We start from the raw sequence: 13,931 nt of genomic DNA on the forward strand, positions 1-13,931 counted from the left end.
GGGTCGTCCTGACGGAGCGTGCGAGGGGGCTTCCCCTCCAGCGCCGAGGCCGCCGCTCACGCTCGCGACGTTCCCGAAAGCGACATGAAGAGTTTCTCGTACCGGCCGGTCATCGTCCGCGCGGAGAACAGGCGCTCACCGCGTTCCCGGCAGGCCGCGGGCGACAGCCGCTTCAACCGCGGTACCGCGTCGGCCATCTCGTCCGGTGACGACACGACGAAGCCGGTGACCCCGTCCTCGACGACCTCGGGAACCGCCCCCCTGGCCAGACCGATCACCGGGGTTCCGCATGCCATGGCCTCGGCCAGCACAAGGCCGAAGGGCTCGGCCCACTGAATGGGAAAGAGCAGGCCCGCGGCCCGGCCGAGAATATCGACCTTCTGCTCGTGGGAAGGGTTCTCGATCACCTCCTCGTCACCGCTCAGCACCGGAGCGACGAATCGCTCCCAATGCTCGATCTCCTCCGGTTCCTCGCGTTTGACGAGCATTTTGAGATGCCGGCCGGATTTCCTGGCCACTTCGACGGCCTGTTCCGGTCCCTTCTCGTCCGCCGTGCGTCCGAGGAAGACCAGGAAGTCCTCCTTGTCCGCCCGGTAGGGATGGATCTGAAGGTCGATGCCGTTATGGATGGTGGCGGCCCATTCGACATCGGGGTTTCCGCCGCGCTGGTGTTCGCTGATCGCGACCCGGTGGATACGGTCTCCGGCGAGACGGTGGACCCGGCGGTTGTCGTCACCCCATGGCAGGTGCAGTGTCGTGACCACCGGTGTCGGCGAGGCGGCCAAGGCTGCTAAGTGGGCGCCGAACCAACTGTGGTCACTGACGATGTCGAAATCACCGGCCCGCAGGAAAGCGGCCGTCTCGTGGTAGATCTCATCGGCCCGCACATCGGCCCCGTTCCAGCCGGGCGCCTCGTCCAATACCGAAGCCAGGGTCGCGGAGGTCCGGGAGTCACCACTGGCGAACAATGTGACCTCGTGGCCGCGCTCCACCAGTCCCTCGGTCAGTAATGACACCACACGTTCGATTCCGCCGTAACCCCGGGGCGGAATAGCCAGCACCACCGGTGCGACGACAGCTATCCGAAGTGGTCGAAAGGAACGTGAACTGTTGATGAGCCTGCCCTCCACGTCACTGCGGCCCAAGGGCCGTCTCTCGGGAGGAATCACGCTACAAGATCATCTAATTTCGCGGAAGCCCGGCGATCTCAAATACCGGCGAGGAGAATTCCGTCCGGAACACTGCTCTCCCGTACGATGAGTTCGGGAGCCAGCAGAACGTGTTCGGGGGCGGCCCGAGGATCCTTGATCCTGGCCAGCAGGAGCCGCGCGCACTCCCGGCCCATGTCCTCCGCCGGCCGCCGGAGACTGCTCAGACCCGGCGAGACGAGTCCGGCGGCGGTGGAGTCGTCGAATCCGACGACGGCGACGTCCTTCCCCGGTACGCGGCCACTGTCGCGCAGTGCCCGGTAGCAGCCGAGGGCGAGGGTGTCGCTGGCCGCCACCACCGCGGAGGCACCTGCCGCGAGGAGTTGTCCGGCGGCCTGGCGGGCGGCGTCGACGTCGTCCGCCGCGCTCCCGCGCAGTCCGCGCGAGGGGAGGCCGTGCCGGCGTACCGCCTCGCGCCAGCCCAGGGCCCGGTCGTCGCCGGCGCCGGACCCGCGCGGCCACCCGAGGAACGCGATCCTGCGATGTCCGGAAGCGACGAGATGATCGACGGCGGTCGCCGTGCCACGGGCACCGTCGACGTCCACCCAGTCCCCGGCACCACGAGACGGCCAGGAGCGGCCGGACACCACGAAGGGGACTCCGTGCCTGCTCAGCAGGGCGGACCGGCGGTCACCACGGTAGGTGTCGGTCAGGACGAAGGCGTCCACCGAACGTTCGCGTATCAACTCGGCGTAGCGCTCGGGGTCGTTGGCCGGGTCGGCCGGCACGGGGAAGAGCAGTACGCGGTATCCGGCCTGGCCTGCCGAGTCCGACAGCCCATGCAGGAAGCTTTCTGCCGAGGGGCCCGATAACCCGCTGGGCGTGGACCGAATGCCTAATCCGATCAGCCGGCTGTGGCGGGAGCGCAACAGTCGGGCGGCCGGGTGAGGGCGGTAGTCCAGCTCGTCGATGGCCCGGCGGACCCGTTCCAGGGTCCGCGGGGCGAGCAGATCGGGAGAGTTGAGCGCGTTGGACACCGTCTGAGGTGAAACAGCCGCGCGCTGGGCGACCAGAGCGAGGGTGGCCGGTCTGTCGTTCCTGCCGCCGGAGCGGGACGCTCCTGCCATCAAACGCCTCCGTTTTCGCGGCCGCCTGTGGAGTTGGCGGTGCTTCGGCACCGCTGGAGCATGAAGATCACTCTCGGTATCGTCGCATCGCCGGCGGCTTCCGGCAAAGAATCCGGCCATCGCACCAGTTGTCGGCCGCGACCTGCTTTCCGGGGCGTTTCACCTTGCCGGTCAAGCGGCATCCGGGCCGCTTCGCCCGGCCGGTAGAGCGATACGAGGGCCGCGCTCCGGGATGAGAGAGGCGATTTCGCGACACCCGTCCTGACCCTGAACCGCGTGGCGGTCAAACATCCCTTGACACTTCTCGCGTCACAAACGTAACTTCAATTGCCAGTGCGACCATGCCGTCCAACGATGGCGTAAGCGCTCTCCGAATGAGTGGAGAGCACGTTGTCCCACTCCTGGCGTCCCCACGGAATCGACGCCCCTGATACCGCGTCGCGGCCGCATCGTCATATGCGTGTAAACCGCTTCGGCATTGAGATTCGGGCCATCAACTTCAGGAAAGAGGTCTTCGATGAAGCTGGCTCTGGTGTCGGGAGACGGTCTGCCGGTGAGTGGTCTGCTCACCATCTTCCGGAACGTGATGGAGACCGAGCTCGCGGACGAGGGTCTCGAACTGCCGGTGGTGGCTGATCTCGGCTTCTCGTGGCGACCGGACAAACAGCATTTCTTTCCTCGCGGATCCGAGGAAAATACGTACCCCGACTGGATGTCCGTCAGCACGGCCGTTCCGCTGGGCGCCGGCCGGGCGGACCTTATGCGCGAACTGACCTGGATCCGCGGTGCGGTGGCACGGGCCGACACGCTGGACGACGAGGAGTCCGCGCGTTTGCGGCGGGCTGTGGAATCGCTCGCGGGGCCGTACGAGGAGTACTTCACGCGATGGTTCGAGGAGCACGATGTCGACTGGGTGTGCGCGGTCAATATGACTCTCTCCGACGCGGTGCCGGTAACTCTCGGCCTGCACAGGGCAGCCGCCCGTCGGTGGTCCGAGGGTGTGCCGGGCGGAGTGCTGTTCTGGGATCACGATCTCTTCGCCAGCTATTCGGTCTTCGAGGAGGGGGCACGTGTGTACCCTCCCGGGCCGAACCGGTTCACACCGCTGCCGGGGACGCATCCGTGTCACCGCTGGGCGGTCGTCTCGCCCGCGCTGGCGGAGGAGGTGAAGGAGTATCCAACACCGCTCGGTGCGACGACGGTACCGAACGTACTGCCGGCACTGGGCCCCGAGGCGCCGCCGTTGGAGCGGCACTCGGCATTTCTGGAACAGCGCGGAATCGACCCGGACCGGCCCTTGATCCTGGTACCCGTGAGGGTGTTCCAGGTGAAGGGGGTGGAGATATCGGTGTCGATGTTCGCGGAGATCAAACGGCTCTGCGAGGAGCGGCGGACCCCCGTGCCCTGTCTTCTGGTATTCGGCAGCCTCGACGAGGATCCGCCCTATGCCCAGAAGGTGGTCTCTCTCGTCCAGGAGCTGGGCGTACAGGACGATGTGGTCTTTCTGGACGGGGTCCCGCTGTCGAGTCATCAGGACGCCATGGGCCAATGGCGTCCGGATGAGATCGACCTGCTTCGGATGTGCCGGGCCGGCGGGGGTGCCGTGCTGTTCACTCCGAACACCTCCGATGTCGAGAGCGTCGGGCTCGGGCCGGCCCTGGCGGCCATCGCGGAGGTTCCTTGCGCCATCACCGACTATGCCTGCTTCGAGGACATCTACGGAACGCGAAGCAGTTGCGTCAGGGTGTCGGACGGTAAGGACATACCGGCGGCGGCCGTCAGGCTGTTCGACCTGATGGAGAAGAACCGTCGCGGTGATCCCGGGGTCCGGGAAGACCTGAGGCGGGACAAGGAACACGTTCTGCGGTCGTTCGATCCAGAACCCTGGAGGAGGCTTTTCCGGGAAATGGTGAACGAGGCCGACGGGACCGATAACGATGCGAAGCATGTCGGGCCGAGTTAGCGAGGAGACGGTAGTGCGAAGCGTGGAGGACATGGTCCGGGCACCGCATGGCTTGCGGGAGCTGTCACTCTCCGGGAAAGCGTCACGTGAATGTGCCGATCTGCTGGACACTCTGCATGAACAGTTCGCGACAGCCGACGATCCGGGTTTCTTACGAAGGGTCACCCACTACGGATCCAGACTCCCGGCCGAACTCCTCGACGCGGTGGGCGAGATGAGGTACGCCGAATCGGTCGCGGCGCTCGTCATCCGTAACGGACCCGTGGGCGGAGCCGGTTGCCCGACTCCCGGACACTGGAGGGAACGCGATCGGGACGCCACTCTCCGTCAGGATTTCTGGCTGGTTCTGACCGCTTCGCAACTGGGCGAGGCCATTGGCTGGTCCAGCCTCCAGGACGGTCAGATATTCAATGACGTCCTGCCCATACGAGGACATGAGGACCAGCAGACGGGCCACGGCAGCGACGCGGATCTGGAACTCCACATCGAGGACTGCTTCAGTGATGAACGGTGCGATGCGCTGGCCCTGCTCTGTCTCAGGAACCATGACAAGGTTCCCAATACGATCGTCACCGGTACCGATCTCGATTTCTCCGCACTGGATCTCGATGTCCTCTTCTCGCCGCGGTTCCTGATCAGGCCGGACTCCGAACATCTGCGCAGGGCCGACGGTGTGCGGGAAGCGGCCGGACCGCCGCGTCCCTTGCTGTTCGGATCGCGCGAGTCACCGTATCTGCGCGTGGACGTTCCCTACACCGAGGCACTTCCCGGAGACGCGCGAGCCCGAGAAGCACTCGACGCCCTCTCCGCACAACTCGCGCGGCGAGCCACGACCGTGTGTCTCGCGGAGGGCGATCTGCTGCTCATAGACAACTACCGCGCGCTGCACGGCCGCGGAACCTTCCAGGCGCGTTACGACGGTACGGATCGCTGGATGCGCAAAGTCACCGTCGTACGGGATCTGAGGCGCAGCCGCGGCTTCCGGGACAGCTCCGGGGACCGGGTGATCAACCCCTTCCGTGAGCCGTCCCGCCGTCCCACCGCCCGCCACTGAGGCCGACAGGACCGCACGGGACCCCGCGCGTGCCGAACACCCCTCCACCGGAAGGCGATCACATGGAACACATGACGTCCCTCGGTCCCCACCTCACCCGGACATGGGACGAGTTGTCCGACCGGGCGGAGATCCTCATTGTCGGAGGTGGTCTCGCGGGTCTGGAGCTGGCGAAGCACCTTGAGCTGGCGGGTGCGGGCGACGTGCTGGTCGTGGAAGCCGGTGCGGGCGACGATCTCCGGCATGTGTACGCGGCGAACGACGCCCCCTCCGCGGACCGTATCTGGACCGACGAGCAGTCCGACGAGTACTTCGTCCAACCGTGGAACTCCGCCACCGAGCCTCATTTCGGCCAGGGGTCGGGTCTGCGCCGACGGGTCGGCGGCCGGTCCCTCTACTGGCACGGTGTGCTGCTGCCGGTCGAGGACTGGGCGCTGACGGAGGCGGACTGGCCGCGTACGGTGATCGACGATCTCGTGCGTTCCTGGCGGGGAGGCGCGTCTCTCTACGCACGTGTGCGGTCGGATCTGGCGGAGTGGAGCCGGCGGGTGGCCACCACCACCGCGTCGGCTTCGGAGGACGACGCCCTGCGCGTTGGGCACTTCCGTTTCGCCGGCCCGCCTCGGGCGGTACGGCCCGCCGGTGCCGGTTCCGCGCGCTGGGAGGCGTACTCCCCGCTCTCGCACTGGCTGGAGCCCGATCCCGCGGCGAGGAAATCGGGAGGGAAGGGAGGCGTACGTATCGCGGCGGACCTCGAAACGGTCGCCGTACTCACCGGCGGGGGCAGGGCGGAAGGTGTTGTCGTCCGGCACCGGGGGAGCGGCGAGGAGAAGAGGATCACGGCGGGGAAGGTCGTGCTCGCCGCGGGCACGGTGGAGAGCACCCGTCTCGCGATCCAGGCCCTCCACCAGGACGGGGAGCCGGCCGGGGACCGTCTGACGGGGCTTGTCGATCACATCGTGCAGGGATTCAATGTGTCCTTCGAGGCCGAGGACCTGCCGGAGCGGCTCGTCTCACGAGCACGGGAGGGTGTCTTCGCCTTCACGCCGGGAGGCGGCGCGTCGCACTCCAATCTGTTCATCCAGCTCGATCTCACCGACGCCGGGGAGTTGCGGCTCGAGGTGTGGGCGACGGGCGAGCAGATACGTTCCGCGCAGGGCGTCGTCGCCTGTTCGCCGCGGGAGGAGTGGCCGTGGCCCGTGACGGTCTCGACAGGACTCGACACCCAGGACTCCCTGACCGTCGAAGCCCAGCGCGACGAGCTGCGGGAGTTCTGGGCCGCGTGGTGCACCGAATTCGATCTGAAGTGGGTGCCGTTGGACTTCGATTTCAGCTTCACCGCCCCCAGCAGGACTCTACGGTCCGTCCGGGAGTCGCTCAGGGCCGAGGACCGTCCTGCCCTCCACCATCAGCCGGTGACCTGGTCGAGCCCGCTGGGGACCGAGGAACACGAGGGAGGCACGCTGGCCATCGGCGATGTGCTCGACGAGAACCAGGAGTTCATCGAGATCGGCGGTCTCTTCGCGGTGGGTCCCGCGATCTTCCCCAGGCAGGGATCCGCGAACCCCTCTCTGACGAGTCTGGCTCTCTCCAGGCGGCTGGCTCCCATCCTTCTGGCGTGAACCTCCGGACCGGGCCCGGCGGTCGCGGTGGTCATCAGCCCCGAGCAGGTCAAGGTGGTGAAGGATGAGTTCCTCGCCGGACGACGGTGCGGGTCACACGCATACGCGCACGCACACGCACACGCACACGAAGAATCCGAGTGGACGTCTGCGGGTGGGTCTCGTACACGCGGCGTTCGAGGGCGTACAGATATTCGTCGGTGGTGTGGGAACGGCGATACGCGGGCAGATCGGGGCCCTTCCCGCGGTGCGGAGGGCTCTGGCGAACCAAGGAGTGGAGCTGACCCCGCACTTCATCGAGCCCGCCTATCTGCCCACGCATCCTCACTACGACGAGAAATCATCCACTCACCACCGGGAACGTATCCGGGAAACAGGAGGTACCTTCTCCGTCGTCCCCAGCGGCACCACCGGACTGGCGGCCGACGCGGTGTGGGGAGACCCCGGCCTGGGAGAACTGCGTAACTGGCAGATCGCGTCGGCCGCGTTGGCCGGACGGCTGATCGACCTCGCCTCCCGGTACGACTCCCTCGTCGCCTACTGCCATGAGCCCGTGTTCGCCTTCGCCCCGGTCCATACCTCGCTGCAGGCCGAGGCGGCCGGCGTCGACATCACCGCGGTGTATGTGTCCCACGCGACCGCGTTCGCACACGAAATGCCCCTGCCGAACCCCGACCGGCTGATGGCGGAGTCCCTGCCCGTGCACTGGGCGAAGATCAGCCCCCGAGTGCGGCTCGGGTCGATCAGCCACTACATGTCGCGGCATCTGATCACCGACTACGGTGCGAACCCGGACACATTCGTGCCCACCCGCAACGGGGTCGACACGACGGACCCTTGGTATCGGCGGCGCTCGTCCGCCGAGCTGTCCGGGCTGCTGACCCGGTACGGCGTCCCGGTGGACCGGGACCTGTTGGTCACTTTCGGACGCGGTGTGCCGTACAAGCGCCATGACATGCTGATCAGAGCCGCGGCCCGGACGCGGCACCGTGCGCATCCCGTGATCATGAGCGATACGGAACTCCCCGAGGTCCGCGCGCTCGCCGCGCGATCGCATGTGGACGCCACCTTCATCACCTCCTTCGACCGGGAGCTGATGGCGTCCCTGTTGCAGTGGGGGAGGACCCGGGTCTGCTCGCTCTCGGCCGAGAACGAGCCATGGGGCCTGATCCCCATGGAGGCCCGGCTGCTGGCCCGCCACGGCGGAGCGGTTCTGGTCGTCGCGGACTCCGGCGGCTTCTCGGAGCAAGTGGCCGACGGGATCGACGGATTCCTTCATGTGCCGAACGATCCGGCGCACCTGGCCGGCGTGATCGACCAGGTGCTCGGGCTCCCGGAGGACGAACGGGCGCGGATCCGGGGTGACGCGGCGAAGCGCGTGCTCGACCGGGAGGCCTGGCCCGTGAAGATCACGGAGTCCCTCAGGGCGACCGTGCCCGGCATCGACGCGGTCGCCGACGCCGCGCTCCGTGAATTGAGGGCTCCCCTGTAGGTCCGGGGCGCACGGCGCCCGGTTGTGCGGGCGCGACGGCAGACGGGACCGGTCGTCCCGAACGGCAGACCAACGCATGGGGGGTTCATTCCAGTGTCCCGACGCCTTCGTATCGCGATGATCGCTCCGCCATGGTTCGACCTACCCCCGGAGGGATACGGGGGAATCGAGTACATGTGCTCATACCTGGTGGACGGGCTTGTCGACCGGGGCCATCAGGTGACGCTCGTGTCGAGCGGCCGGAACGGTACGAAGGCACAGCATCTCAGGACCTATGAATTCCCGCAGTGGCGACGGCTCGGCGAGCCCCTGCCGGATCTCGTCCACGCGGCTTCCGTGCGGCACATTCTGAGATCCATGGAAATCGACGTCATCCACGATCACAGTCTGATGGGGCCCCTGCTGGCCGAGGAGCGGGCGGTCCCCACCGTGGTGACGGCGCACGAGCCGGTGGCGGGCGATTACCGGAAGTACTTTTCCCTGCTGGGGAATTCGGTACGGCTGGTGGCCATCTCGTCCTCGCAACGTATGAGCGCTCCGGACATGAACTGGTGCGCGACGGTGCACAACGGAATCGATCCCGCCTCCTTCCGGTTCCGGAAGGAGAAGGAGGACTGGATACTCTTCCTTGGGCAATGCATCCCTCATAAGGGCATGCATACCGCGATCGACGCCGCCCGTGCGGCCGGGGTGAGAATCCGTATAGCGGCGAAGTGCGGCGAGCCCGCCGAGATCGAGTATTTCGAGTCGGAGATCCGGCCCAGGCTGGGCGACGACGTCGAGTGGCTGGGGGAGGTCGGCGGCGAGCGGAAGAGATCTCTGCTGTCCGAAGCGCGTTGTCTGATATTCCCCATCGCGTGGGACGAGCCTTTCGGCATGGTCATGATTGAGGCGATGGCGTCCGGAACACCTGTGGTCGCGCTGAACCGGGGGTCCGTGGGCGAGATCGTGGACAACGGTGTCTCGGGCATCGTCTGCGACTCCCCGGCGGATCTGCCGGCGGCTGTGGAACGGTCCCGCCATCTGGACCCCGAGAACTGCAGGGAAGCGTCTGTCAGCAGATTCAACAGCGCTCTCATGGCAGAGCGGTACGAACATGTCTACGAGTCGGTCATCGAACCCCGATAACGGTGGACGTGCCGTCGTGCGCCGGTTCACGCGGTGTGCCGGGCCCGCTCCGGCTGATCAAGATTGGACAGATCATGGCCAAGAATTCCAAGAGCTCCATGAACTCCGGCCGGCTCAAGGTCGCGATGATCGCTCCTCCCTGGTTCGAGATTCCGCCGAGCGGCTATGGCGGGATCGAGGCGATGTGCGCCGTCCTGACGGACGGCCTGGTGAACCTGGGGCACGAGGTCACCGTGATATCGGCCGGCGCCAACGGCACGAGAGGACAGCACGTACAGACGTATGCCACTCCTCAGTGGGAGCGCATCGGGGGGTTGCAGGAAGAACTGTTCCACATGGCCGCGGCGGCAAGAGCGCTCGACCGGATGGAGGTCGATATCGTTCACAACCACTCGCTCGGAGGGTCTTTGCTGGCGCGAGGTCTGTCCGTCCCGACCGTGTCGACACTCCATGGGCCACTGACGGACGAACCGGGCGACTACTACCGGCTGTTCGAGAAAAGCGCGAGTTATATCGCCTTGTCGGATTCACAGCGGAGCGGAGCGGACGACATCAACTGGTGTGCGACCGTGCCCAACGGCGTTCAGGTCGCGGACTACACCTACCGGGCCCAGAAGGAGGAATGGGCGCTCTTCCTCGGTCGCTGCACCCCGGACAAGGGGATGCATCTGGCCATCGATATCGCCCGCGCGGCGGGGATGAAGATCCGCCTGGCCGCCAAATGCAATGAGCCACCCGAGAAGGAATACTTCAGGACCGAGATAGCGCCGCGTCTGGACGCGGATGTCGAGTGGCTGGGCGAAGTGCACGGACACGCGAAGACGGAGTTGCTCTCGCGAGCCAAATGCCTTCTCTTCCCGATTCTCTGGGAGGAGCCGTTCGGGCTGGTCATGATCGAGGCACTGGCCTCAGGAACGCCGGTGCTGGCGTTGAGGCGAGGGTCCGTCCCGGAAGTGGTCGAGCATGGCGTCACGGGCATCATCTGCGACACCGCTGAACAGCTCACCTACGCGCTCAAGGAGGTGTCCGACATCGATCCTCGCAAGTGCAGGCAGGCCGCGGTACGGAGATTCGACGCCTCGGTGATGGCGACGAGGTACGAAGCCGCCTACCGGGACCTCATAGCCCGCTGAGCCGGCCGGACACGGTGCGGCGACCGGGGCAGCCGGTCCTCGCTCCGGGTGCGTTCCTCAGATTCCGGGCGCCGTCGCCGGGGCCAGGGGCACCACCGCTTCGGTGAGGGAGGGGAGGGAGGAGTTCAGCCGCTGCTCCGCCGCGGCGAGGGCTTCCGCCGGCGTGCGGGTGCCGGTGGAGACACACAGCGTGTACGTGATGTCCTCCAGCCGGCGCCGGGTCCCGGACGAACCCTGCTCCGCGTGCAGGGCTTTCAGCGTCTCGTACTGCTCGACAAGATTCCGCAGGATCGCGGGGTGGGCCATCAGCACAGCGGTGTCTCCCTCGTATTCATCTCTCTCCCTGCCGGGGCGCGGGTCGTCGCGGTCCTGGGCGGGGGAGGTTCCGCGGTTTGGGTTCCGGCTCAGGCGTCGGTGAGCATGCCGGTGCGGAGCGTGGTCAGGATGCGGGTCAGGAGCCGGGACACATGCATCTGGGAGACGCCCAGTTCCGCACCGATCTGGGACTGGGTCATCTCCTGGCCGAAGCGCATCCGGAGGATGCGGCGGTCCCGGTCGTCGAGCTCTTCCAGCAGCGGGGCCAGGGCGTGGAGGTCCTCCACGAGGTCCATGGCGGGGTCGCGGTCGCCGAGGCTCTCCGCGTAGGAGGGGCCGTCGTCGGATCCGTCGTCGTGCCCGCCGGGGGTGTCGAGGGAGCCGGCCATATAGCCGTTGGAGGCCACCAGGCCCTCGATGATCTCTTCGTCGCTCAGGCCGAGGTGCTCGGCGAGTTCACGGACGGTGGGCCGGCGGTCCAGGACGAGCGACAACTCCTCTTTGGTCCTGGCCAGTTCGACACGGAGTTCCTGCAGACGGCGGGGGACGTGGACGGCCCAGCTGGTGTCGCGGAAGAACCGCTTGATCTCGCCGACGATATAGGGGACGGCGAAGGAGGTGAACTCGACCTCGCGTGACAGATCGAAGCGGTCGATGGCTTTGATCAGGCCGATGGTGCCGACCTGGACGATGTCCTCCATGTCGCCGGCGCCGCGGTTGCGGAACCTGCTCGCGGCGAAACGGACCAGGCTCTGGTTCATCTCGATCAGGGTGTTACGGGCGTACTGGTACTCGCGCGTGCCCTCTTCCAGGACCTGGAGCCGGTCGAAGAACACCTTCGACAAGGACCGCGCGTCCCTGGGCGCCACCTTGCCCGCGTCCTCGATCCACGGCAGTTCACCCACCGGCTCGGTGCGCGCGGACGAAGCCGTGAGCGCCGGTGCCGCGGACGTGCCCTGTGCCTGCGTGGATATCGTCACGTCGCCACCAATGCTCGATTGACTGCCATGCGGCACCTGCCCCCGAAACCCACGGCCAACCCTCCCGCGGCCCGGTCGTCCGGACTCCGGACCGCCGGGCGTGGCCGAGTCCCGCCGGGGCGTTGGTAGTCTCCCGCCTCTACGGCGACGGGAGATGAGCGATGGCGGGAGCGGGAGCGGGGGGCACTTCGCGCCCCTGGGCCAGAGGGATCCTGTTCGGCTTCCTCTTCGGGGGTCTGGCCTCGCTGGTCTCCATCGCCGCCATCGGGAGGGTGTGGGCCTCATGTGACATCGGCGTCAACGCGGCAGCCGACAGCATGACTTTGCTCTTTCTCGCCCCCCTCGTGTGGATCGCCGCGGCGGTTCCGTGGGTCGTCCTCTACGGCGCCTTCGGAAGACGTCACCGAGGCGCGGTACTGGTGGCGGGTCTCGTCTTCACCGTGTGGTTCATCTGGTTCCTGGTGACCTGGCTCGGTGTCGTGGACTCCTATCCGGACCCGCTGTGCCCGGGGAACGTCCCGCCCTGGTGGCCGGGTTTCATACCCGCGTGACCGCGCCGCGCGTCCCGTGTGCGGCGCGTCCCGCGTATGGGTCACGATCGCTAAGCCGCGTCGGAATATTGGACGACGACCTGGTTGGCGTGCATCTTGGCGATGGCGTCGGGGTCGTAGCCGAGCTCGGTGAGGACCTCGTCGGTGTGTTCGCCGAGCAGTGGGGCAGCGGTGATCGTGGGGGTGAAGTCGGAGAACTTGATCGGGCTGCCGACCGTCAGATACGTGCCGCGCTGCGGCTGGTCGACCTCGACGATGGTGCCACTGCGGCGCAGGGCCGGGTCGTAGGCGATCTCCTTCATGCTGAGCACCGGTGCGCAGGGCACGCCGAACGTGCGCAGGACGTCGACCGCCTCGTACTTGGTTTTGTCGGCGAGCCATTTCTCGATCTCGGTGAAGATGTCGAAGATGTGCGGCTGACGGGCCTCGGCGGTCTTGTAGGCCGGGTCGTCGATCCACTCGGGCCGGCCGAGCGCCCGGCATGTCTGCTCCCAGTCCTGTTCCTGGATGGTGAAGTAGATATAGGCGTTGGGGTCGGTCTGCCAGCCCTTGCACTTGAGCACCCAGCCGGGCTGGCCGCCGCCGCCCGCGTTGCCGCCGCGCGGCACCACGTCGGTGAACGTGCCGTTCGGGTACTGGGGGTACTCCTCGAGATAGCCGACCTTCTCCAGGCGCTGCTGATCGCGCAGCTTGACCCGGCACAGGTTGAGGACGGCGTCCTGCATCGACACCGACACCTTCTGGCCCACTCCGGTCCTCTCCCGGGCGAGGAGCGCGGTGAGGATGCCGATCAGCAGGTGCATCCCGCTGTTGCTGTCGCCGAGGGCCGCGGCGCTGACCGTCGGCGGGCCGTCCCAGAACCCGGTGGTGGAGGCGGCGCCGCCGGCGCTCTGCGCCACGTTCTCGTAGACCTTGATGTCGGACCACGGCGAGTCGTCGTTGAAGCCCTTGACGGAACCGTAGACCAGGCGCGGGTTCAGCTCGTGGATGTGCTCCCACGGCAGACCCATGCGGTCCATGGCGCCGGGCGCGAAGTTCTCGACCAGTACGTCGGCCTCGCGGATCAGCTTCTCCATGACCTCCTTGCCCTCAGGCGTCCTGGTGTTGATCGCGAGGGAGCGCTTGTTGCTGTTGAGCATGGTGAAGTACAGCGCGTCGGCGTCGGGGATGTCGCGCAGCTGGTGACGGGTGACGTCACCGCCGTTGACACGTTCGACCTTCAGCAGGTCGGCCCCGAACCAGGCGAGCATCTGGGAGCACGCCGGGCCGGCCTGGACGCCGGAGAAGTCGATCACCTTGATCCCGGTGAGCGGCAGGTCAGTCATGATGGTCCCTTTCCGGTGGTGGGCGGTACGGGTTCCGGTGGTGGCGCCGCACGCGCGGGTTGCCCACCACCGGGCGGCACACGCGGGCCCGCG

12 protein-coding genes are annotated in these 13,931 nt (G+C 67.0%); 7 read left to right on the top strand and 5 right to left on the bottom strand.

What is annotated here, in order from left to right; genetic code table 11:
• Window positions 1-56: 56 nt before the first annotated feature.
• Together ACWGDX_RS18275 and ACWGDX_RS18280 are read right to left on the bottom strand one after the other, a co-directional pair.
• Window positions 57-1,169, bottom strand: a complete 1,113-nt coding sequence (locus tag ACWGDX_RS18275; RefSeq protein WP_453626725.1) for a glycosyltransferase family 4 protein — start codon at window positions 1,167-1,169, stop codon at window positions 57-59.
• A gap of 38 nt (window positions 1,170-1,207) precedes the next feature.
• On the bottom strand, window positions 1,208-2,275 hold the full coding sequence (locus ACWGDX_RS18280) for a LacI family DNA-binding transcriptional regulator (RefSeq protein WP_453626727.1): 1,068 nt from the start codon (window positions 2,273-2,275) through the stop codon (window positions 1,208-1,210).
• Window positions 2,276-2,792: 517 nt separating this feature from the next.
• Here ACWGDX_RS18280 and ACWGDX_RS18285 point away from each other — a divergent pair.
• The 6 genes from ACWGDX_RS18285 to ACWGDX_RS18310 all read left to right on the top strand — a co-directional run bounded on the left by ACWGDX_RS18285 (window position 2,793) and on the right by ACWGDX_RS18310 (window position 10,667).
• On the top strand, window positions 2,793-4,238 hold the full coding sequence (locus ACWGDX_RS18285) for a hypothetical protein (protein WP_453626728.1): 1,446 nt from the start codon (window positions 2,793-2,795) through the stop codon (window positions 4,236-4,238).
• Window positions 4,239-4,251: 13 nt separating this feature from the next.
• On the top strand, window positions 4,252-5,292 hold the full coding sequence (locus ACWGDX_RS18290; protein ID WP_453626729.1) for a TauD/TfdA family dioxygenase: 1,041 nt from the start codon (window positions 4,252-4,254) through the stop codon (window positions 5,290-5,292).
• Between the two features lie 62 nt (window positions 5,293-5,354).
• Entirely contained in the window at window positions 5,355-6,914 is a 1,560-nt protein-coding gene (locus tag ACWGDX_RS18295) for a GMC family oxidoreductase (protein ID WP_453626731.1), read from the top strand.
• A 64-nt stretch (window positions 6,915-6,978) separates the two neighbouring features.
• Entirely contained in the window at window positions 6,979-8,406 is a 1,428-nt protein-coding gene (locus ACWGDX_RS18300) for a glycosyltransferase family 4 protein (RefSeq protein WP_453626733.1), read from the top strand.
• A gap of 117 nt (window positions 8,407-8,523) precedes the next feature.
• Window positions 8,524-9,534, top strand: coding sequence for a glycosyltransferase family 4 protein (locus ACWGDX_RS18305; RefSeq protein WP_453626808.1), 1,011 nt, complete (start codon window positions 8,524-8,526; stop codon window positions 9,532-9,534).
• Between the two features lie 74 nt (window positions 9,535-9,608).
• On the top strand, window positions 9,609-10,667 hold the full coding sequence (locus ACWGDX_RS18310) for a glycosyltransferase family 4 protein (protein ID WP_453626735.1): 1,059 nt from the start codon (window positions 9,609-9,611) through the stop codon (window positions 10,665-10,667).
• A gap of 57 nt (window positions 10,668-10,724) precedes the next feature.
• Here the strand turns inward: ACWGDX_RS18310 and ACWGDX_RS18315 are convergent, their stop codons facing one another.
• Complete coding sequence (locus tag ACWGDX_RS18315; protein ID WP_453626736.1) at window positions 10,725-10,979, bottom strand: DUF5133 domain-containing protein; 255 nt, start codon at window positions 10,977-10,979, stop codon at window positions 10,725-10,727.
• A gap of 92 nt (window positions 10,980-11,071) precedes the next feature.
• Window positions 11,072-11,956 carry an RNA polymerase sigma factor SigF gene (locus tag ACWGDX_RS18320; RefSeq protein WP_453626810.1) on the bottom strand — a complete coding sequence of 295 codons (885 nt, stop codon included), beginning with the start codon at window positions 11,954-11,956 and terminating at the stop codon, window positions 11,072-11,074.
• A gap of 167 nt (window positions 11,957-12,123) precedes the next feature.
• Between ACWGDX_RS18320 and ACWGDX_RS18325 the strand changes: the two genes are divergently transcribed.
• On the top strand, window positions 12,124-12,513 hold the full coding sequence (locus ACWGDX_RS18325; RefSeq protein WP_453626738.1) for a hypothetical protein: 390 nt from the start codon (window positions 12,124-12,126) through the stop codon (window positions 12,511-12,513).
• Between the two features lie 50 nt (window positions 12,514-12,563).
• Here the strand turns inward: ACWGDX_RS18325 and frc are convergent, their stop codons facing one another.
• Window positions 12,564-13,838, bottom strand: coding sequence for a formyl-CoA transferase (frc, locus tag ACWGDX_RS18330; protein ID WP_453626740.1), 1,275 nt, complete (start codon window positions 13,836-13,838; stop codon window positions 12,564-12,566).
• Window positions 13,839-13,931 lie beyond the last annotated feature (93 nt).

It is taken from the genome of Streptomyces sp. NPDC055025 (genome assembly GCF_053608565.1).